The organism is Pseudarthrobacter kochi (genome assembly GCF_055412805.1).
Map to the genome: position 1 here is coordinate 17389 of NZ_JBVAYV010000035.1, position 21666 is coordinate 39054.

17 protein-coding genes and 1 pseudogene are annotated in these 21666 nt (G+C 59.7%); 10 read left to right on the plus strand and 8 right to left on the minus strand.

The genetic code is table 11. The features are described 5' to 3' along the window. Nucleotides 1-402: 402 nt before the first annotated feature. The 6 genes from ACZY0Y_RS15310 to ACZY0Y_RS15335 all read right to left on the minus strand — a co-directional run bounded on the left by ACZY0Y_RS15310 (nt 403) and on the right by ACZY0Y_RS15335 (nt 6191). Nucleotides 403-606 carry a hypothetical protein gene (locus tag ACZY0Y_RS15310; RefSeq protein WP_463958926.1) on the minus strand — a complete coding sequence of 68 codons (204 nt, stop codon included), beginning with the start codon at nt 604-606 and terminating at the stop codon, nt 403-405. Between the two features lie 420 nt (nt 607-1026). Beyond that, nucleotides 1027-1662: an NADPH-dependent FMN reductase gene (locus ACZY0Y_RS15315; RefSeq protein WP_463958928.1), complete on the minus strand. Its 636-nt coding sequence runs from the start codon at nt 1660-1662 to the stop codon at nt 1027-1029. Then, nucleotides 1637-2857 carry an acyl-CoA dehydrogenase family protein gene (locus tag ACZY0Y_RS15320; RefSeq protein ID WP_463958930.1) on the minus strand — a complete coding sequence of 407 codons (1221 nt, stop codon included), beginning with the start codon at nt 2855-2857 and terminating at the stop codon, nt 1637-1639. Before ACZY0Y_RS15320 ends, ACZY0Y_RS15315 begins: the two co-directional genes overlap by 26 nt. A gap of 531 nt (nt 2858-3388) precedes the next feature. Next, entirely contained in the window at nt 3389-4108 is a 720-nt protein-coding gene (locus ACZY0Y_RS15325) for a TetR/AcrR family transcriptional regulator (protein ID WP_463958932.1), read from the minus strand. A 252-nt stretch (nt 4109-4360) separates the two neighbouring features. Next, nucleotides 4361-4996 (minus strand): NADPH-dependent FMN reductase, encoded by a 636-nt coding sequence (locus tag ACZY0Y_RS15330; RefSeq protein WP_463958928.1) that lies wholly within the window; start codon nt 4994-4996, stop codon nt 4361-4363. Then, a complete protein-coding gene (locus ACZY0Y_RS15335; protein ID WP_463958930.1) occupies nt 4971-6191 on the minus strand; it encodes an acyl-CoA dehydrogenase family protein in 1221 nt (406 codons plus the stop codon). The genes ACZY0Y_RS15330 and ACZY0Y_RS15335 overlap by 26 nt, the downstream gene beginning before the upstream one ends. A gap of 255 nt (nt 6192-6446) precedes the next feature. Here ACZY0Y_RS15335 and ACZY0Y_RS15340 point away from each other — a divergent pair, with 255 nt between their 5' ends. The 4 genes and pseudogenes from ACZY0Y_RS15340 to mhpA all read left to right on the plus strand — a co-directional run bounded on the left by ACZY0Y_RS15340 (nt 6447) and on the right by mhpA (nt 10267). Next, nucleotides 6447-7304, plus strand: coding sequence for a fumarylacetoacetate hydrolase family protein (locus ACZY0Y_RS15340; RefSeq protein WP_463958934.1), 858 nt, complete (start codon nt 6447-6449; stop codon nt 7302-7304). Nucleotides 7305-7367: 63 nt separating this feature from the next. Next, entirely contained in the window at nt 7368-8315 is a 948-nt protein-coding gene (locus tag ACZY0Y_RS15345; RefSeq protein ID WP_463958936.1) for a VOC family protein, read from the plus strand. A gap of 38 nt (nt 8316-8353) precedes the next feature. Beyond that, nucleotides 8354-8563, plus strand: a pseudogene (locus ACZY0Y_RS15350) (YciI family protein); the annotation flags it as partial. 42 nt (nt 8564-8605) lie between these two features. Then, nucleotides 8606-10267: a bifunctional 3-(3-hydroxy-phenyl)propionate/3-hydroxycinnamic acid hydroxylase MhpA gene (gene mhpA / locus ACZY0Y_RS15355; RefSeq protein WP_463958950.1), complete on the plus strand. Its 1662-nt coding sequence runs from the start codon at nt 8606-8608 to the stop codon at nt 10265-10267. Between the two features lie 1371 nt (nt 10268-11638). Here the strand turns inward: mhpA and ACZY0Y_RS15360 are convergent. Together ACZY0Y_RS15360 and ACZY0Y_RS15365 are read right to left on the minus strand one after the other, a co-directional pair. Beyond that, nucleotides 11639-12433 carry a FadR/GntR family transcriptional regulator gene (locus ACZY0Y_RS15360; protein ID WP_463958938.1) on the minus strand — a complete coding sequence of 265 codons (795 nt, stop codon included), beginning with the start codon at nt 12431-12433 and terminating at the stop codon, nt 11639-11641. 431 nt (nt 12434-12864) lie between these two features. Then, nucleotides 12865-13668 (minus strand): IclR family transcriptional regulator, encoded by an 804-nt coding sequence (locus ACZY0Y_RS15365; protein WP_463958940.1) that lies wholly within the window; start codon nt 13666-13668, stop codon nt 12865-12867. Between the two features lie 164 nt (nt 13669-13832). On the opposite strand from ACZY0Y_RS15365, the gene ACZY0Y_RS15370 reads away from it, so the two are divergent. The 6 genes from ACZY0Y_RS15370 to ACZY0Y_RS15395 all read left to right on the plus strand — a co-directional run bounded on the left by ACZY0Y_RS15370 (nt 13833) and on the right by ACZY0Y_RS15395 (nt 21421). After that, on the plus strand, nt 13833-14690 hold the full coding sequence (locus ACZY0Y_RS15370; RefSeq protein WP_463958942.1) for a fumarylacetoacetate hydrolase family protein: 858 nt from the start codon (nt 13833-13835) through the stop codon (nt 14688-14690). Between the two features lie 63 nt (nt 14691-14753). After that, nucleotides 14754-15701, plus strand: coding sequence for a VOC family protein (locus ACZY0Y_RS15375; protein ID WP_463958936.1), 948 nt, complete (start codon nt 14754-14756; stop codon nt 15699-15701). Nucleotides 15702-15767: 66 nt separating this feature from the next. Continuing rightward, the gene (locus ACZY0Y_RS15380; RefSeq protein WP_463958944.1) at nt 15768-17411 is read left to right on the plus strand and encodes an FAD-dependent monooxygenase; all 1644 of its coding nucleotides are present in this window, start codon (nt 15768-15770) and stop codon (nt 17409-17411) included. Between the two features lie 163 nt (nt 17412-17574). Further along, a complete protein-coding gene (locus ACZY0Y_RS15385; RefSeq protein ID WP_463958945.1) occupies nt 17575-18291 on the plus strand; it encodes a CoA-transferase in 717 nt (238 codons plus the stop codon). Then, nucleotides 18288-19457, plus strand: coding sequence for an acetyl-CoA C-acyltransferase (locus tag ACZY0Y_RS15390; RefSeq protein WP_463958946.1), 1170 nt, complete (start codon nt 18288-18290; stop codon nt 19455-19457). The genes ACZY0Y_RS15385 and ACZY0Y_RS15390 overlap by 4 nt, the downstream gene beginning before the upstream one ends. Before the next feature lie 1067 nt (nt 19458-20524). Further along, the gene (locus ACZY0Y_RS15395) at nt 20525-21421 is read left to right on the plus strand and encodes a bile acid:sodium symporter family protein (RefSeq protein ID WP_463958947.1); all 897 of its coding nucleotides are present in this window, start codon (nt 20525-20527) and stop codon (nt 21419-21421) included. The last annotated feature ends 245 nt before the right edge of the window (nt 21422-21666 follow it).

A 21666-nucleotide genomic window follows, 5' to 3' on the forward strand; every position in this document is an offset into this window, starting at 1 on the left:
CCATGACCATTTCGGCGTTTTCGCAGGTCAGCTACATTTCGTCGCAAAGACTACGTCTGGCCGTCAGAGTCCGAATTTGCTCCTGGATCCCTTGCCGCTGTTGGTTTCCTGCATCTGATGCATGTTTCCATGGTTTAGTTAGGGGGATCCAGTGTGTGGTGCCGTTCCGCTATCGTCCCGCGGATGCTGGTGGATCCGGCTGTCGGACTGTTTAGAGCCGATGAGCGGGTTTCACAGCCATGCTGAAGAACCGGCGGGTACGGATGCTGGCCCTGGGCTCACGACGCAGACCATAAAGTAGCGCTCAGCAGCTGCTGGAACGCTTCCAGGAACTCCGAGGTGAGGGCCAAGGCAAGGGCCTCTGGCGGACAACGATGATTTCCTGCCACCGCTCACGTTCCTTCACAGCAGATCGAGCTCCCGGGTAAAGCCGAACGGGATGTCCGGGCTGATTGCGACCGTGAATGTTGTGAAGTTCACCCGCGTTACAAGAAGGCCCCAAATCGTGGTCTGCTCGCGCAGTATCGAACTGGCGCGCTCCAGTTCACGGTCTATTGCAGCTGCGTCCTCGACTTTGACAGTTATCGTAGCCGTCTTTGTGGGCATTATTCCGTTCCCCTTTCTTTTCGATTTTGCGCGCGTTTTTTACAGGCCTTTTCAAGAACTCATTGGGGCAGCGACTCCCGACGGTGGGATCTTAGGCGTCCAACTACCCTTGGTGCGGTGAAGTTCCGTGGCCCCTTGTCATGGTCATTAAGTAGGGGGATAACATTGCCTCAAGCAACCAGTCCTGCAAAAGATGGGTTACCGGGGTTGAGGGTAAATTAGGGAAGCCGACTTCTCAACAACCATTTCTCTGCCGTCGTTCGGCTATGTCCTGAACTCGACAACGATGTCGGGGTTGGGGGGCCGGGCTCGCCCGCCCCGCCGCCGAGGTGGGCAATCTGCGTGGAACCTTGTGGGTGGTGCGGCCGAAAGGAGAGCGGCGCCCCCGGTTGAATGGTCCGGATCGGCGCCGCGTCTTCTTCATCTATGTGATGCAGCTAAGGAAAGGGAGGAGTCAGCAGTTTTGGAAAGCGCTGAACTTGCGAAATCGTATACTTGACGTCCGACGCGTTCGAGCTGACTTGCCACGGCCTCATCGTTGCATTCCGCGCCCTCGAATAGGCGGACGCTCGTGTTGAGCCCAGCGCCGAACGGTGTTGGCCAACCGCGTAAGGCGTGGACGATGGACCGGAGTGTCACCAGAGTTGTACTCGTCGCCTGCCATCCTGCTGCCGTCGCGATCAGTCCTACGCCCACGCCATCGAGGTAAACTCGCTGATCCTTCGAGGTTTCCTCGAGGTAGTCGATTGCGTTTTTGAACGGCCCCGAGATGGAGCCATGGTAGCCGGGGCTGGCGAAGATGACCCCATCTGCGGCTCGATAGGCTTCGATGAGTTCATCTCCGAGGGATGATTGGGCGGTGCCGTAATGGGGAAGCCGGGCAAGCTTTTCACCTCCAAAAAGAAGCGTCTCGGCGCCGTTGTTTTGTGCCGAGCGGAGTGCGAGAGCGAGTGCCTTCTCGGTTGACGAGCCTGCAACCACGCTTCCGCCCACGCCGAGGATGAAGGGTTTCCTGTTCATCTCAATCACCTCAAACTGCCATGAGGTCAGGTTCAAGTCCTGCCCTCATTCGGCCGTATAGTTCCATGTTGCTCGCAGCGTTCACGAAGGGATGCATTACCGCAATCTTGGTGTCCTGCCAGACCTTGTTCATTTCGTTGCTTTTCCAGGCCCATGATCCGCCGGCGCTGCGTGCTAGAAGGTCGACTGCCTCCCACACCAGGGTGTTGGCGAATCCGGTGTCGCGTGCGATCTCGGCGCGTTCCAGCTTCGGCATCAGCTCATGCCGCTCGGCCCAGTACTCGATCCTGCGGCATGCCCTTTCAATGATTGCCTTTGCAGCATCAATCTTCGCCGAGGCCTCTCCGATCTGCAGATGCGCCACGGGTGCCTTACTCTGCTTTGTGTAAAGGGTCAGCTTGATATCCCGTTTGGGCAACGTCTCAAGGAAGGTTTCCAGCATGTGTTGCCCCAGGCCAAGCACGGGGAACGCAAGGACAACGATCATCAGCGGCCCGAATGCGAGGTGGGCGTTCGTGGCTTCAGGAAAGGTCTTGGCCTGGGTGCCGTAGTTGCTCTCCATCAGACCAACGATGCGCTCATCAGGGATGAAAACGTTCTCCATGGTCACGTTAGTACTTCCACTGCCGCGAAGTCCTGAGGTGTCCCAGTCGTTCAAAAGGGTGACATCTTTCATTGGTACGAGCGCGATCCCGGGCCCGATGTCTTTACCGTCGGCATCGAACCTCGGGACACCGAGAAGATTCCAATCTGCTTGGTATACGCCGGAGTTGAAGAACCACTTTCCCTGATCGACAAGTATTCCGCCTTCAACGCGATGAGCCGTGCAGGCGCGGCCGGAGAAGATGCCTGCGAAACGGACGCCCGCTTGAGCGAAAACCTCGTCGACGACCTCTCGTGGGTAGAGATTCGCGGCCATCCATCCTGCTGCGTTGTTGAGCGTCGCACCCCAGGCAACGCCGCCGTCACCACGGCCGAGTTCTCTAACGGTGTGCATCCAGGTCGTCAAGCTCGCCTCCATGCCCCCGTAGGTCTCGGGCACCATCATCGACCAGACACCCGCGGAGTGCATCTGCTCAGCGAGGTGGGTCGGCGTCTGAGCAAGTTCATCGATCTCGTTCTTGGCCTCACGGACCTGGGGTACGAATTCTCGTGCCCAGTCAATCAATCCGGCTTCCGTTAAAGCATCCCTCTTGAAGGTGTGAGTGCTGAGGGTCTGAGTGACGTCCATGTCTACTCCCGGTATAATTATTTTCATAGTAGACACCGTGTCTACTATGAAAACGTTAGCCCCACCCCCGTGATGCGTCAAGGGGGCTGTGAAGCGCCACGCAAATCCGAAGGACATTTCAGCCACGCGAATCCATTGGGCGCTGGCGTTTGGCAGGTCAGTCTTATGTCATAAAAGACAAACCGTCGATTATGAATCGGTAGGGCCAACTCTATGAAAGCGTCAAGGGTCCGGCGTTGGTTCAATGAAATCTCTGCTATGCCGAAACGGCAGACCGGCTTGGTCTTTGTCCCAAGGTTCATCAGGCGCGCCAACAGTCAGGACTGCCGTACGCAGCAGCTGGGAAGTGTGGCGCGCCCCGCCGGCATGGGGTGCAATCCCGATGCCGCTGGTCCTGGTCCTTGGTGCACTGCTTCATGCATAAAGGGGATTTGAGATCACCGACAGCAAGGACGCTATGAGGTCGGACTGCCAAGGTCCTTAAAGATCAAGCCAGCCCATATCATTCAACGTTCCTTCATTAGCTAAGGATCATGCAGACACTCGCTTGGATGACGTGCCCCGGGTTGTTGCGATGGTGTCCGGAGCTGCATGACGAATGAAGGCTGCCGATTCTCGGACGAGCTCCCGCGCCGTTTCTGCCTTTGCCCCGAGTGCGCGAAGGATGAGAAGGACCACCGCTTCGATGAGCTCCGGTTTCGTGCTGTCCTCGTGCTGGGCAGTATGCCGCATGCCTTGGATCAGACCGCCTACTGCGAGCACGATCGCCGCCTCGAGATTATCGAAGTCGAGATCTCCAGCGTCTTTTGCACCTTTAATGTGTTCCTCAAGACCGTGCCGCACCTCGTTGTCCCCGCTTAGCACATCGGTTCGCGCAACGAACTCCCCCCAAAGCGGATCGCGGACGCTTCGGATTAGGAACATCTGCAGCGACGTCGTCATCCTAAAAAGGGGCGAGCTAGGTCCGGCTAGGACAACTTTCAAGAGCTCGACCATCTCCGCGGCCATCTCAGTACCGAGGACGCCGATTGCATCATCTACAGACGTGAAGTACTTGTAGAACGTGGCCTTTGAGACGCCTGCATGGGCCACAACGGCCTCAACCGTGGGAGGCCCGTCGGTTGGAGAGCCCACGCGCGTGGCCACCACGGAGTCCATCAGCCGCCGCCGCATCCGTTCACGGCGTTGCCGAGCCACCCGCACGCGGTGGTCCGAATTAACCAATGGCGGCTCTGTCTGTTCATGTGTCACGGTCTCAGTGTACTGAGACGGTAGTCGCAGGCGAGGCCTCCTGGATCGCGTTGGAGCTCACTAGTTCCCCTACCCACGTCCACGACGTGACATCGTCACGTAGGGCAAGTGATGGTAGTTCATATGAAGGGTCGGCCGGGCTCGCCCGCCCCGCCGCCGAGGTGGGCAATCTGCGTGGAACCTTGTGGGTGGTGCGGCCGAAAGGAGAGCGGCGCCCCCGGTTGAATGGTCCGGATCGGCGCCGCGTCTTCTTCATCTATGTGATGCAGCTAAGGAAAGGGAGGAGTCAGCAGTTTTGGAAAGCGCTGAACTTGCGAAATCGTATACTTGACGTCCGACGCGTTCGAGCTGACTTGCCACGGCCTCATCGTTGCATTCCGCGCCCTCGAATAGGCGGACGCTCGTGTTGAGCCCAGCGCCGAACGGTGTTGGCCAACCGCGTAAGGCGTGGACGATGGACCGGAGTGTCACCAGAGTTGTACTCGTCGCCTGCCATCCTGCTGCCGTCGCGATCAGTCCTACGCCCACGCCATCGAGGTAAACTCGCTGATCCTTCGAGGTTTCCTCGAGGTAGTCGATTGCGTTTTTGAACGGCCCCGAGATGGAGCCATGGTAGCCGGGGCTGGCGAAGATGACCCCATCTGCGGCTCGATAGGCTTCGATGAGTTCATCTCCGAGGGATGATTGGGCGGTGCCGTAATGGGGAAGCCGGGCAAGCTTTTCACCTCCAAAAAGAAGCGTCTCGGCGCCGTTGTTTTGTGCCGAGCGGAGTGCGAGAGCGAGTGCCTTCTCGGTTGACGAGCCTGCAACCACGCTTCCGCCCACGCCGAGGATGAAGGGTTTCCTGTTCATCTCAATCACCTCAAACTGCCATGAGGTCAGGTTCAAGTCCTGCCCTCATTCGGCCGTATAGTTCCATGTTGCTCGCAGCGTTCACGAAGGGATGCATTACCGCAATCTTGGTGTCCTGCCAGACCTTGTTCATTTCGTTGCTTTTCCAGGCCCATGATCCGCCGGCGCTGCGTGCTAGAAGGTCGACTGCCTCCCACACCAGGGTGTTGGCGAATCCGGTGTCGCGTGCGATCTCGGCGCGTTCCAGCTTCGGCATCAGCTCATGCCGCTCGGCCCAGTACTCGATCCTGCGGCATGCCCTTTCAATGATTGCCTTTGCAGCATCAATCTTCGCCGAGGCCTCTCCGATCTGCAGATGCGCCACGGGTGCCTTACTCTGCTTTGTGTAAAGGGTCAGCTTGATATCCCGTTTGGGCAACGTCTCAAGGAAGGTTTCCAGCATGTGTTGCCCCAGGCCAAGCACGGGGAACGCAAGGACAACGATCATCAGCGGCCCGAATGCGAGGTGGGCGTTCGTGGCTTCAGGAAAGGTCTTGGCCTGGGTGCCGTAGTTGCTCTCCATCAGACCAACGATGCGCTCATCAGGGATGAAAACGTTCTCCATGGTCACGTTAGTACTTCCACTGCCGCGAAGTCCTGAGGTGTCCCAGTCGTTCAAAAGGGTGACATCTTTCATTGGTACGAGCGCGATCCCGGGCCCGATGTCTTTACCGTCGGCATCGAACCTCGGGACACCGAGAAGATTCCAATCTGCTTGGTATACGCCGGAGTTGAAGAACCACTTTCCCTGATCGACAAGTATTCCGCCTTCAACGCGATGAGCCGTGCAGGCGCGGCCGGAGAAGATGCCTGCGAAACGGACGCCCGCTTGAGCGAAAACCTCGTCGACGACCTCTCGTGGGTAGAGATTCGCGGCCATCCATCCTGCTGCGTTGTTGAGCGTCGCACCCCAGGCAACGCCGCCGTCACCACGGCCGAGTTCTCTAACGGTGTGCATCCAGGTCGTCAAGCTCGCCTCCATGCCCCCGTAGGTCTCGGGCACCATCATCGACCAGACACCCGCGGAGTGCATCTGCTCAGCGAGGTGGGTCGGCGTCTGAGCAAGTTCATCGATCTCGTTCTTGGCCTCACGGACCTGGGGTACGAATTCTCGTGCCCAGTCAATCAATCCGGCTTCCGTTAAAGCATCCCTCTTGAAGGTGTGAGTGCTGAGGGTCTGAGTGACGTCCATGTCTACTCCCGGTATAATTATTTTCATAGTAGACACCGTGTCTACTATGAAAACGTTAGCCCCACCCCCGTGATGCGTCAAGGGGGCTGTGAAGCGCTAGGGGTGCGGTCCCTACGCGGGCTGGAGGACCTTTCAAATCGTCAGCCCAGTAAAGGCTTGACCTGCGATCTGCCTCAAATCTAAAATTTCATCATAATGATTATTATTAATATAATTCGGTCTATTCAAGAGGAATAGCTTCCCAAAGGAGTCTGTGTGCGTATTGCCAACGATGATGGTCGTGCTGTTGTGCTGGTCAGTGATGGTCGGGGTGTTGATGTTGAGGCTGCCAGTGCTGGCCGGTTCGGTCCCGATCTGGCGGGTGTGTACGCCCGGTGGGAGGAGTTCACGGCGTGGGCTGCAAACCTGTCCGATACCGCTGCCGATGTGGTGGTGGACCGGTCACTTCTGGGCTCTCCGTCCCCCGCGCCGCGGCAGGTCTTCGCGATCGGTTTGAACTACAGCGAGCACGCCAAGGAGTCCGGTTTCGCCGAGCCGGACACTCTTCCGCCTGTATTCACGAAGTTCCCTACCTGCATTACGGGTCCTGATACAGAGGTTGTCCTGCCCGAGGGAGGGAACACCGACTGGGAGGTCGAACTGGTCGCGGTGATCGGCAAGGAAGCCAAAAATGTTTCCGCCGCTGATGCCTGGAACCATGTCGCGGGCTTGTCGATTGGCCAGGACATTTCCGAGCGTGTGTCGCAGCTCCGCGGCCCGGCCCCGCAGTTCGGTCTGGGTAAGTCCTTTCCCGGGTTCGGACCGGTCGGACCCTGGCTGGTGACCCCGGATGAGTTCGCGGACCCGGACGACCTGGAAATCGGGTGCAGCCTCGGCGGTGAAGAAGTCCAGAAGGGCCGCACCAGCGAACTGATCTTCTCCGTCCCGGCCTTGATCGAAGGCCTGTCCAGGGTCGTAACCCTGCTCCCGGGCGACATCATCTTCACAGGCACCCCCGCAGGTGTTGGTGTGGGCCGGAGCCCGAAGCGCTTCATCAAACCCGGCGAAACTCTGGTTTCCCGGATCGAAGGCATCGGGGAGATCACCCAGACCTTCACCTCCGCCGGGAACTAAACCCTTGCTTGGCCCGCGGTGGGGCGGGCATACCAAAAACTACGGATACAAAGGAGTAACCCCATGGCATTACATCGTCTGACCCGCGTGGTGATGGGTGTTCCGAACGTGACCGAAACGGCCGCGTACTACGAGGAATTCGGCCTCGATCCCTTGGGCAACAACTCTTTCGGGACCCGCGACGGCGGCGAGCAGCTCAAGATCGTCCATGCACCCACCCGGCGCCTGGTCGAACTCGGCGTCGGCGCCGACAACGAGGACGACGTCGCCAGAGTCACCTCCCAGATGACCGGCCTGGGTGTTCCGATAAACCACAACGGCACCGAACTGCTCGCCACCGAACCCGCCTCGGGATTCACCGCACGCATACACGTCGCGCCCCGCATTGCCCAGGAAAAGACACCGGCGACCCCCTACAACGGTCCTGGCCGGATAGACCGCTGGGGCCGTGCCCCCGGCGTTCTGCGCGACACCCGGATCAAGCCCCGTAAACTCGGTCACACCGTGATCGGCACTGTGAACCTGGAAGCGACCATGCGGTTCTTCACCGAAGGCATCGGCTTCAAGGTCAGCGACTACATCTCTGACAAGGGCGCGTTCATGCGCTGCTCCGTGGATCACCACAACGTCCTTGCCCTCGCCGCGCCGGTGAACTTCCTTCACCACACCTCCTGGCAGGTCGATGACATCGATGACGTCGGCCGCGGCGCCAAAGCGATGCTGGAAAACAACCCCGAACGCCACATCTGGGGCCTCGGACGCCACCACGCGGGCTCGAACTTCTTCTGGTACCTCAAAGACCCCGCCGGGAACTTCTCCGAGTACTACTCCGACATGGACTGCATCCCCGAAGACGAAATTTGGACACCCGAGATCTTCAATGGACCCCAGGGTCTCTTCAACTGGGGACCTCCCCCACCTCCCTCCTTCCTCGAACCCGACGACCTCGCCGCTCTCATGACCGGCACCCACGCCCCCGGCACCCTCGGGATCCACAAACAACCCGTCTAAAGACAGGTACGAGACAAAGATGTCTGAAAGGCTTCCCCATGTTTGTCGTTAACATCAGCTACACGGTTCCCGCCGATATTGTGGCTACTTACCGTCAGTCCCACGTCGAGTGGCTCCGGGCGTCTGTCGACTCCGGCCTGATCGCTGCTGCGGGCAGCAAATCGACCCGGGACGGCGGGGTGGTGCTCTCACTCGTGCAGGACAGGGAGTACCTCGAGGCCGAATTGGCGAAAGATCCTTATGCCATTGCAGGTGTTGCCGTTCATGTGCTGACCGAGGTCAATGTGCCTATGGTCGCGAGCGGCCTGGAGCGGCTCAAAAGTCCTTCCGCAGAGGACTTCGACGTCATCATCGCAGGGTATGGGCCGGTAGGAAGGGTTCTTGCCTTCCAGCTGGGTCGACGTGGCCACCGCGTAGCCGTCGTCGAACGCCAACTGATCACTTACCCGATGCCGCGAGCGGTGCACTTTGATGATGAAATCGCCCGGTTGCTGCAGTCACTGGACGCCTCCCCGGAACAGATGTCCCACGCCGTAGAGGCTTACGACGATCTGTACGAATGGCGCAACGCATCAGGGGATCCTCTCCTGCGGCTTGAATGGCGGGGCGGCGGAAAGTCCGGATGGAACACCAGCTACTTCTTCCATCAGCCCAGCGTAGAGGCGTTCCTCCATGAGAAGGTAGCCGCATTGGGCTCGGTTACTCTTCTGCGCGGGTGGGAAGCGGAATCGCGGGTGGAAACTGAAGAGCGGATTGCCCTGCAGATACGCAGCGCCCAAGGCGAGCGGCGCGAACTGAGGGGCAAATACCTCGTCGGTGCAGATGGCGCCAACAGTAAAGTCCGTCAATGGATGGGCGTGACCATGACGGATTTGGGGTATTTCCACGACTGGCTGGTCATTGATCTGCTGCCCAAAGTGCCCATGCAAGTCGATCCTCCGGCGCTGCAGATCTGTGATCCACTGCGGCCGACCACGCTGGTTCCTGGCGGCCCGGGTCGGCGGAGGTTTGAATTTCTGCGGCTGGAAGGCGAGAGCAAGGAAGAATTCAGTAGCGAAGCGCGGGTCTGGGAGTTGCTCGGGTCCTGGGGCGTTACCCCCGAAACTGCGGAGGTGGAACGCCGCGCTGTATACACCTTCCAGGCCCGCTGGTGCAACTCTTGGCGCAAGGGCCGGATGCTGCTCGCCGGTGACTCCGCCCACCTGATGCCACCTTTTGCCGGCCAAGGGATGAGTTCAGGCCTGCGTGATGCGGCCAACCTCGAATGGAAGCTCGATCTGGTCCTCACCGGCCGCGCCGACGAATCGATCCTGGATTCGTATGGTTCAGAGCGTTCAGAACATGTGCGGCATTTCATTCAACGCTCCATGGACCTGGGAGAGATTATCTGCACTACAGACCCGGCAACGGCTGCGAAACGGGATGCAAAGATGACGGGTGACTTCGCTGCAGGGGTCAGGATGCCGGCTCACCCCGCTCCCCGGTTGGGCGAGGGGCTTCACCGGCACGACATTGCCGGCGGAACCCTCTCAATTCAGGCGCCCGTCCGCGGAACAGAAGGAGAAGGCCTCTTCGATGACGTGTTGGGCAGCGGCGGGACACTGCTTCTCCGCAAGGCAAAACTGGCTTCGGAACTGCCGGAACATGTCAGGGCCGCCATCGAATCGGTTGGGACTCGCATCATTGCACTGGGGCAAACACCCGCTAAAGGCGTCGCGCTGGACACCACCGGCGCCTATGCACACTGGCTTGATGAGATCGTGGCGGACGCGGTGCTGATCAGACCGGACTTCTACGTGTATGGCAGCGCCGTCGCCGGAGAAATCCTGCAGCTGGCCACGGACTTCCTGGCTGACCTTCATCCCAGTAGAGCCGCCAGTACTCAGCTGGAATTCTCCGCCAAAGCCGGTGACCACGGCCCCTCCTCCAGCTGCACGAACACAGGCACCTGACTGCTTAGCAACGCCGAACTGCACTTCAAAACAAGGAAATGCTTATCGGCGCGGAAACCATAACGGCGCTCTATATGGCAGCTTTCCGCAACCCCGCCCCGACTCGTCACCTCATCAGCAACCTCGCTGGTTGAGATTGATGGCCTGACCCTCGCTTACCGAAACACATACAGTGGTGGTCCCTGGCAGCTGAGAGACCAGTGTGCGGAGCCATAGGTCAATACCAGGGGCTTTTCATCCCAGCCGCGGGTCGGTGGCTGTGGAGTGAACACCAGAGATCCCGCCCTCACCTAACTCGGCAAACCACGGCTGAGACCAGTCACGACTCCCTCGTCCTGCGGACTGTCGGGCACATCGCTGTGCCCTAAGAAAGGAACCGATAATGACCCGACCAACCAAACCGCCAATGCCCGCCCAGGCGGCCACCGGTCCTTACTGTCTAACAAAGCCGCCATTGCCCTCTGCATGCTGGTCACAGGTCATGGAAGGCTACAACCTCATCGTCTTTGGATCAGTAATACCTCTGCTGCTCACGGACATATCTCTGCAAGTGACGAGAAAACAACCGGATTTGTCGGCACCATCGTCTACGCCGGGGCACTGCTGGGCATACCACTTTGATCACCGGCATTGGCGTCGGCGGGGCCGTCACAACGGCGATGACTTTGCACCCAGAGAACGTGGGCGCCTCGTCAGCACCATCACAATGGCCGGAGTCCTCCTTGGCGGCACCCTCCCAGCAGTTTTCGTTCCTGGGTTACCGCTACCGCCGCGGATAAAGTGGGACCGGCGAAGACGGCATCCTTTGAGCGGTCCTGACGCTCGCCGGGCTCCTGGGTATCCTGCTTAGGTCAATATCCATCGGGTCCGCCCTCGTGTGCGTTGCCTTGATGGGCATTGGGCCACTCCACTCGGACCTTATCAATGCCACCGCGACCCATGCCGTTGCCTCGCATTGGCGAGGCACTGTTCTCGGGCTAACCAATTCCATGGCTCACCGGCTCTTCATCGGACCCGTCCTGGGCGGATCAGCCTTCGCGGCCCAGGGCGCGGCGGGTGTCTTCACGCTCCGCTCTCACCGCCAAGGAAACCTTCAGGGCCTATTCTGCCTCCGTTGTACTGTGCCTGATCCTAGCGTCGGCCTTCACCTCATAGACCCGCACTAAGGGAACGCGCAGCCAAAGCCGAACCGGTGATCTCCCTGCACTAGTGCCGGCGATGCTCCGCTCGCCTCAGAACCCAAGACCAAAGCCCTATGCCCAATCTCGTTGTGTAAAAGATTTCAGGGGTCAGGTGCTGGAGAGTTACATACATTCTTGGTCTGCAGGTGTCCCTGTCTGCAGGCCCGGCAGGCAGCGCAGTGGTCGGTATTCAGCCGGCGGCATCCCTACTCTCGGATGCCGCGGGCTGAATACCTGTGTTGTTGTGTGTATGCATAATCTCCATAGCTGCTTCACGATCCCTGTGTTCCATTGCGTCCGCCATTCGCTTGTACAACTCGAACCTTGCTTCCAACAGTCCAGGCAGCGGCGTATCTCCTGGTGCACGCAGCGTCACAGCATGTCGCTCGAGAATCTCCAGCAAGGCCAAGAACACAGTCCGCAGCATCAAATTTGGGGAAATGCTGGCAACACGTGCCTGGAAGCGCCAGTTACCATGCAAAAAAGCCGGAACGTCCCTATCGGCCATCGCCTGCTTCATCGCCGTGACTTCCTCCCTCATGCCGAGGATGTCAGCGGCCGACGAGTACCTCAAAGCGTCTTCAATCACTAGCGGATCCAACACATTCCGCATCCGCAACGCATCTGTCACGATGTGCTCGCTGTCCTTCATGGCAAGCATTTGGTTGCCCAAGCGGACCAGCGGTGTTTGTTCGGCCGCGAAAATGCCTCCGCCCGGGCCGCGGCGAAGAGTCACGACACCGCGCGCCTGCGCAATCTTTAGCGCTTCGTTAAAGGTTCCGACCGACACCGAGCACCGTTGCCTTACCTCGTCCTTACTGCCCAAGCGCCGCTCTGGTCCAGCACCGGCAGCCAGTTCGGCGATCAAGTGGGCGGCCATCTCGGCCCGGTTAGCCGGGGCACCTCTGCTGTCCTCTTGGGAGGAAAGTGACTTCCACATATCCCCGCCAAGGGCCATTAACTCGGAAGCTGCTTGAGTGCTCACTTGTCCCCCTAGAGTAATTCGTCATGATGATCTTAGCCAACAATGTAGTGGGATGCCCAATGCTTACTCCAGCTTGGTGGACGCAGGCAGTCCTTCTCCCTGTGGGTAATGGAGGCCCGCTGGAACCGGGCCGAGGAGAGCGGCCTATGGTAAGATACGCCCAGATCTGCGTCGGGCTCACCCATGGCGGCCGGGCGACAGCATTGGCATGCTCCGGCTCACGGTGCTGCCCGGGCTCGAGGAGCATGGTTCCGGCCAGGGCCCACCTGCTGGCTGGATGTGTCCCGCCATTGAGTTTCGCAAGTTGCCGGATGCACACCGCACACTGAGCCGGTTGCTAGCAGCTTGGTGGCAGGCGGACTAAGGGGGACCAAAGAAAATAGGAGTAAATGTGGGGCGCGGTCCAGCCGAGATGACCGTGGGCGTCCGGGCTAGCCACTGCTCACGTTGGGACCAGTGCTGCCCGACGCTACCGCACGCGAAACTGCGCGGGCCACCGCCACTAAGGCAGGGATAACAACTCGCGGTTCCATTACCCCCATCGGTCCCAAGACGGACATTGCGCCAACAATTTGCTGACCGCGGTCGAAGATGGGTGCAGCTACGGACGTCGCAGGTTCAGGTAACGGTCTGCTAACCACGGAAAACCCTTGTTGACGGACCATTGCCACCCGCGCACGAAGCTCCCCAGATGGTAAATCCTGCCCTTCGGGCTCCAGCATGAGTTTGCGGTTCAGTATCTCCTCCTTCAACTCAGGATCGGCATACGCCAGCAGCACCAAGCCAACGCTCGTGGAATGGAGCGGCACCCGTCCACCGATGCGGTACATTATCCTTCCTGCTTCATGGGCGGACAGGCGCTCGACCAAGACAGCCTCGTCATGATCCCTCACAGCGAGCAGCACATGATGATTGGTCGCCTTGTGCAAATCCTCCATGAATGGCATGGCTACTGCGCGAAGACCATGGCCCCGAGGCGCCAGCGAGGCTACTTCCAGGAGCTTTAACCCAATGACGTAGGTGCCCTCGCCGGTACGTTCGAGCATCCCAAGATCCGCGAGCTTTTTGCAGAGGCGAAGGACCGAACTGATCGGGATCCCCGTCTTCACACTGAGCGCAGTCAGCGAAAGCTGGGCGTCATCAGCGCCGAAGGCTGTTAAGAGCCTAAACGCACGGTCTAGAACCGGCTCTCCTACAATCGGTCGCCGGCCTCGTGGTTTACCCGGCTCATTCATCGCTTCTCCATCTAGTTCTCGTTCTGCCAATGGGTGGAAGTCTCCTACATCTTCATTGAACGTGGTGCAACCATCAGTGCAAGGGAACAGGGGGCCTCAAGTGACTCCTCCGACACCCGAGCGTCACTGTCCTCATGTGGCGAAAGACCGCTTTTAGGAGATCCATGCGCCTCGCGAACCATGCCCACCATGCAACTATTATCACCGCGAATGGTCGGGGTGTTGATGTTGAGGCTGCCAGTGCTGGCCGGTTCGGTCCCGATCTGGCGGGTGTGTACGCCCGGTGGGAGGAGTTCACGGCGTGGGCTGCAAACCTGTCCGATACCGCTGCCGATGTGGTGGTGGACCGGTCACTTCTGGGCTCTCCGTCCCCCGCGCCGCGGCAGGTCTTCGCGATCGGTTTGAACTACAGCGAGCACGCCAAGGAGTCCGGTTTCGCCGAGCCGGACACTCTTCCGCCTGTATTCACGAAGTTCCCTACCTGCATTACGGGTCCTGATACAGAGGTTGTCCTGCCCGAGGGAGGGAACACCGACTGGGAGGTCGAACTGGTCGCGGTGATCGGCAAGGAAGCCAAAAATGTTTCCGCCGCTGATGCCTGGAACCATGTCGCGGGCTTGTCGATTGGCCAGGACATTTCCGAGCGTGTGTCGCAGCTCCGCGGCCCGGCCCCGCAGTTCGGTCTGGGTAAGTCCTTTCCCGGGTTCGGACCGGTCGGACCCTGGCTGGTGACCCCGGATGAGTTCGCGGACCCGGACGACCTGGAAATCGGGTGCAGCCTCGGCGGTGAAGAAGTCCAGAAGGGCCGCACCAGCGAACTGATCTTCTCCGTCCCGGCCTTGATCGAAGGCCTGTCCAGGGTCGTAACCCTGCTCCCGGGCGACATCATCTTCACAGGCACCCCCGCAGGTGTTGGTGTGGGCCGGAGCCCGAAGCGCTTCATCAAACCCGGCGAAACTCTGGTTTCCCGGATCGAAGGCATCGGGGAGATCACCCAGACCTTCACCTCCGCCGGGAACTAAACCCTTGCTTGGCCCGCGGTGGGGCGGGCATACCAAAAACTACGGATACAAAGGAGTAACCCCATGGCATTACATCGTCTGACCCGCGTGGTGATGGGTGTTCCGAACGTGACCGAAACGGCCGCGTACTACGAGGAATTCGGCCTCGATCCCTTGGGCAACAACTCTTTCGGGACCCGCGACGGCGGCGAGCAGCTCAAGATCGTCCATGCACCCACCCGGCGCCTGGTCGAACTCGGCGTCGGCGCCGACAACGAGGACGACGTCGCCAGAGTCACCTCCCAGATGACCGGCCTGGGTGTTCCGATAAACCACAACGGCACCGAACTGCTCGCCACCGAACCCGCCTCGGGATTCACCGCACGCATACACGTCGCGCCCCGCATTGCCCAGGAAAAGACACCGGCGACCCCCTACAACGGTCCTGGCCGGATAGACCGCTGGGGCCGTGCCCCCGGCGTTCTGCGCGACACCCGGATCAAGCCCCGTAAACTCGGTCACACCGTGATCGGCACTGTGAACCTGGAAGCGACCATGCGGTTCTTCACCGAAGGCATCGGCTTCAAGGTCAGCGACTACATCTCTGACAAGGGCGCGTTCATGCGCTGCTCCGTGGATCACCACAACGTCCTTGCCCTCGCCGCGCCGGTGAACTTCCTTCACCACACCTCCTGGCAGGTCGATGACATCGATGACGTCGGCCGCGGCGCCAAAGCGATGCTGGAAAACAACCCCGAACGCCACATCTGGGGCCTCGGACGCCACCACGCGGGCTCGAACTTCTTCTGGTACCTCAAAGACCCCGCCGGGAACTTCTCCGAGTACTACTCCGACATGGACTGCATCCCCGAAGACGAAATTTGGACACCCGAGATCTTCAATGGACCCCAGGGTCTCTTCAACTGGGGACCTCCCCCACCTCCCTCCTTCCTCGAACCCGACGACCTCGCCGCTCTCATGACCGGCACCCACGCCCCCGGCACCCTCGGGATCCACAAACAACCCGTCTAAAGACAGCAGCCCAGACGGGGCGACCAAAGCACAGTGCTTTCTCCCCGGTGAACAAGAAAGACAGTAATGGCCGAAAGATTTTCGCCCGAAGGTTCCGACTTTGACGTGATCGTAGTCGGCGGCGGTCCTGTTGGGCTTACAGCCGCCCACACATTGGGACACTATGGCTTACGCGTTGCCCTTGTCGAGCCAAGGCTCATCCCCGAGGATGGCTCTCCCCGGTGTAAGCAGCTCAACCCCAGGACCATGGAAATTTTTCGTCATATCGGGATCGCCGACGCCGTACGAGCGGGCGCAAAACTCCCTTTTGGCTGGTCAGACAAAGCAACCTTCGCTACGAGCCTCACAGGGCTTTCGCTCGAGCAGTTCGACGGTGTCTTCTCACTCCGGAACCTACGAACTGATGACCTCGCAGAGCCTGCCCTGTGGTGCCCGCAGAATCAGGTCGAGTCCGCCCTCCGGGCAGCATTGTCAGACCGGGAATCCGTCACGTCCTACTTCGGCTGGCACGTGGAGAACATAGACCAGGACACTGAAGGCGTATCCGCGTCCATGATAAATAACGCTGGCGGGATGCAACGCATCCGTGCCAAGTATCTGATTGCAGCTGACGGCGCCCGGAGCGTTGTACGTAAGCAACTCGGGATCGAACTCGAGGGCAGCACGGACGTCATCCAAAACATGCAGGTCACTTTTTACGCCCCGGAGCTAGCCGACCTCCACGACCAGGGCGCCGCGGTCCAGTACTGGATCGTTAATCCCGAGGTTAACGGTCTCATGGGTCAGCTGGATCTCGATGGCAATTGGTGGGCGATCATCCTGAATGCCCCTGAGCGGCCCGCCCGTGACTGGGTAAACAGAGCGCTCGGAGCCATGATTGGAGCCAATGTCCCGTTCGATATTCTCTCTGAAGATCCTTGGACTGCCCGCATGCTGGTGGCCCGGCAATATCGGGCAGATCGGGTCTTTTTGGGTGGTGATGCGGCTCACCTGAATCCTCCTTGGGGAGGCTTCGGTGCGAACACCGGCATTGGAGATGCTTTTGATATCGCGTGGAAACTCGCTGCTGTCCTGGATGGCTGGGCTGGTGAGCCTCTTCTGGACTCCTACGAGATCGAGCGTCGTCCCATGGCTGAACGAACCATCCGCGAAGCGGTCAATAATATGTCCTCCCTGGGCCTCGCTCTGACACATCCGGAAATGATGTCGGGAGGCCTAGAAGGCGAATCAGCCCGTACCGAAGTTGCGGCCACCATACGCCGTCTCAAAACCCAGGAGCTTTACACCGTCGGCTTTGTCCTCGGAGCCCGCTACCTTGATTCGCCCGCTATCTGCTACGACGTGGGCACAGCACCCGAATCCTCTACAACCCTCTACCGCCCCTCGGGAGCTCCAGGGACCCGCTTACCGAACCAGTGGCTTAGTGCGGACACGTCCGTGCAGGACCTCCTGGGTCGAGGGTTGACACTAATTATTCTGAGCGGCGACGTCGACACCGACGACTGGGCGGCCGCCGCAGCGAAACTGAGAATCCCGCTAACCTCTCTGCCCGTCCATCGTCCCGATTTGGAATCCATCTTGGACGCGAGGTATCTGCTGGTGCGACCTGACGCTGTCATAGCATGGCGCGGCCACCATACGCCGGAAAATATTGCTGCAATTTTGGATCAGGTCCGCGGTACCTCTTCGGTTGCCGTCCCCTCCTCCTAGGCTACGTCTCCTTCACTCACACACTGGCAACCGACAACCCTCCGGCCGTTACCGAATGACCGCTCGCCATTTCAACCCCCTGGTCGCAGCCGCCGGCGCCGTCCTGAACCCCATCAAAGACGTCGAACAGCGGACCCTACGCGTCCGTGCGGAGGTATGAACCATGTGGACTCGTGCTGAAATGGCTGCCGTCGCCGCAGCCGAACTCAAAGAAGGCCAGTATGTGAATTTCTTCATCGGACGACCGACCCTGGTCACCAAGGGTCTCCCTGGAGGTGTCCGGGCGACATTGCAAAGTGAGAGCGGCCTGCCCGGCAGGGGAACTTTTCCCTACGAGGGCGAAGAGGAGGCAGACCCCATCAACGCCGGCAAGCAGACGGTCACGGTGCTGCCGGGTGGCAGCTTCTTTGACTCCACCGTCACCTTTGGCATGATTTGCTTCGAGCAAGTACAGACAGACATCCTCGGGGCCTTGCAGGTCTCCGGATCGGGAGACGTGGCCAACTCGACCATTCCCGGCAAGCTCGTCAAAGGCATGGGCGGCGTAATCGACGTCGTGGCCGGCACCCCACGCGTGATCGTGGTAACCGACCAAGTCTCTACGGACGGCAACCCAAAGATCGTTGCAGTGTGCGACCTTCTCCTGACCGGCGTTGGCGTCGTCGATCGCATCATCAGTGATCGGGCTATCTTTTACGAAGTAGACGGAAGACCAGTCCTGCGCAAGGTCGCGCCAAGGCTCACCGTAACGGAACTTAGGGTTTTAGCTGGCGCACCCTTCAGTGCTGACCCGGTCTCTGATAGTTCTGCGGATAGTGATGCGCCCGTGCCGGTCGGCGTCCCGATCTCCTCGTCGCAGCCCGTAGGAGCAGCAGCATGAGCGCGTTGATCGTCGGGTACGCCCGGACCCCGTTCTCCCGGTTCAACGGACGCTTCGCCTCGGTTCCCGCCACAGCTCTCGGGGCTCACGCCATTACCGCAGCCCTGAGCCGCGCCGGGGTAAACCCGGCAGAAGTCCAACGCGTCATCGCCGGGCACGTCCTGCAGGGTGGAGCCGGCCAGAATCCGGCACGGCAATCTGCAGTAGCCGCCGGCATCCCCCTGAATGTTCCCGCACTGACACTTAACGCCGTCTGCCTCTCCGGGATGGAGGCCGTCGTCGCCGCCGCACGGCTGATCGACAGTGGCGAAGCGGACATCGTCGTGGCCGTCGGTCAGGAATCTATGTCGTTGGCCCCCCACGTGCTAAATGCACGGGCCGGGCAGAAATACGGTGCACTGGAGATCACGGATACAGCTGAGTTTGACGGACTGACCGATGCCTTCGAACAGCGCTCAATGGGCAGCTCGACCGAAGACGGAAACACCGACTATGGTTTGGACCGCGCCAGCCAAGACGAGTGGGCAGCCTCCTCACACCAGCGCACCGAAGCCCATGCCGCTTTCCACGCCGAGGAAATCACTGCTTACCCCATCGCCTCACGGGCCGGACACGCCGTAGTCACTGACGACGACGGAGTCCGGAACGGGACGACCACAGAGTCACTTGGAAAGCTGCGCCCAGCATTCAGCACGGACGGCACAATCACTGCAGGCAACTCCTCCCAGATCACCGACGGCGCCGCGGCGTTAGTTCTGGTAAGCGGCGCAGCTGCCCAACTGCTGGGCCTTTCTCCACTCGCCATCATAGAATCCCACGCACTGGTGGCAGGGCCGGACGTGCGGCTGCACGACCTGCCCGCCAACGCCATCTTCGCAGCACTCAATAAAATCAACACCGGCGTGGAGGAATTGGCCGTAGTGGAAATCAACGAGGCATTCGCCGCCGTGTCCGTCCAATCAACCCGAACCCTTGGAGTCAGCCCGGACATCGTCAATATTCGCGGTGGCGCGATCGCACTTGGACACCCCATCGGCGCGTCCGGGGCGCGAATCATCGGAACACTCGCACGACAACTTGCCGCCCTGGGGCCAGGGAAGCTGGGTGCTGCGGGAATTTGTGGTGGAGGCGGACAAGGATCCGCAGTCATTCTTAGATCGGTATAGGGGTAAAGCTCATGATAAATCGTCCGAAGCTTTCGGCCCGACAGCGAAACCGGCCTACTGAGTACGGCTACCGGAGATCAGTTGTCGAAGACTGGGGTGAGCTCATCCCTGGTGACACGGTCCTGCTCCTCGAATGCGATTCGCGGCAGAGCCATCAAGGCACCGTAGATGAGCTTTCCAATGACGGCACCGTTGTCTGGCTTCTTTTGGAAAACGGGTGTGGACGCAAGTTGTTCCATCAGCTCGATGGGTACCAGGCCCTCGTTAATCCCCGGAATGTACCGACATCTGAGAATTAAACCGAGAAAAGCACATTTTCCCGGCGCTAGCATGCCGAACCGCAACAGGCAACCCGAAAGACGGGGCCAGCGCCGGGTTTCACTGTTGTACCGCCCGCCGCAAAGGGTGGCGCATACCGCGTTCGTCCCGAACAACGGTGGCCTGCCCGCCTATCGTAACCGACCGTGGCGTGGACACCGCCGAGCTTCGAGGCAGTTGGGTTTCGAGTGCCGGCAAGATCTTTTTGGCGCGACCTTGAGGAGGGTACACACGATGTGGATGCGGTGGCTTTCCGTTTTCGCTGGTTGCGGGATTGATCGCCACCCGACGCTCTTAGTTTTTCTGCGGTCCCGGTGTAGCCCCCGGCGTCCACGAAGTCATCTGCCCTGCCACCCAACTTGGTGGTGGTGAGGGCGCTTTTTCTGTGAGGAGCAGCGGGCAGCACCATTCCACCACGCAACGGAACAGCATCCCTGCACATACCCTTCCCGCCCAGATCCTGGTCCACGAGGATCCTGCGGGTTCAGGGAACAACTCGACGCCATAATCATGGAAGCTTCAGGGTCGGGGATCGTCGTTGGTGCGGGTGCCGAACAACGTAAAACCAATGTCGACCCGCAAGCCGAATAGACACATCGCGGTGCGTCTAATCGCTGAGACGAGGCATGTGCGATGCCGGGTGCGTGATTTACGAGACCGAAGTTGCACTCATTGAAATCTGTGCAATCCATGAGGAAGTGCCGTGGTTTTCTAAACGGAGTTGCAAATCATCAAAGGAGATAGTTGCTATGAACCCCACCGTTTTGATGCCGATCGCGTTAGCGATCATTATGTTCGGCCTTGGTCTAAGTCTTACAACGACGGACTTCGCCCGCGTCGCGCGCTACCCAAAAGCCGTGATCATCGCCCTAATCTGTCAGATAATGCTGTTGCCGGTGATTACATTTGGCCTGGTCATCCTGTTTCAGCTTCCCCCGCTGCTCGCAGTCGGAATGATGCTGATCGTTGCTGCGCCAGGCGGAGCTATCGCGAACGTGCTCAGCCACTTGTTTGGCGGTGATGTCGCGTTGAACATCACTCTCACGGCGATCAATTCCGTCACTGCCATCGTCACGATCCCGATCGTGGTCAATGTGTCGCTGGCATTCTTCGACCCAGCTGGCGGCCAGATCGGACTCCAGTTCCAGAAGGCACTTGAGGTCGCCGCGATGGTGCTGCTGCCGGTAATCTGCGGCATGATCGTGCGTAAGTTGTGGTTGAGATTCGCCAAAATGATGGAAAAGCCTGTTCGCATCGCTTCGCTCATTATTCTCGCCCTCGTGATTCTGGCGACCGTACTAAGCAACCTGGCGACCTTGGCGGCAAGCATAGGTTCGCTTCTGATGATCACGACCCTCGTCTGCATCATCAGTTTGGCTGTCGGTTTCTTCGTACCACGGATATTCCGAGTGAGCCGGCCGCAGTCCATCTCCAGTGCTCTGGAAATCGGTCTGCACAATGGTGCGGTCGCACTCGTAATCGCTCAGTCGGTTCTCCAGAATCCAGTCATAGCCCTGCCTGGGGCGGTCTACGGCGTGGTGTCGATCCTGCTCGGGTTCATCGCAGCGACCCTATTCCGCGCCGTGAACCGCCGTTCGGACCGCATGCAGGCTGAGTTGGTAACGTCAGGTGCCTCACTGGGGTGAGCAGTTGTGACGGTCGACCCCGGCATGCGCCACTCACGCCTCGCTTAGCTCGGCCTACAAAGCCATACGCTAGCGCCAGGTTTTCATGGCGGGTCCGTCTGGATGGCGTGTTAATCAGGGAAAGGGTGCTCTGAGGCGGATTCTAGGGGTCGATGCAACACCCGAGGTCAGCTGGCTTCCAGTAGATCACGAAGACGCTCGGCCGGGGTGTCCCAGTCCAGTGTTTTGCGTGGTCTTGCGTTGAG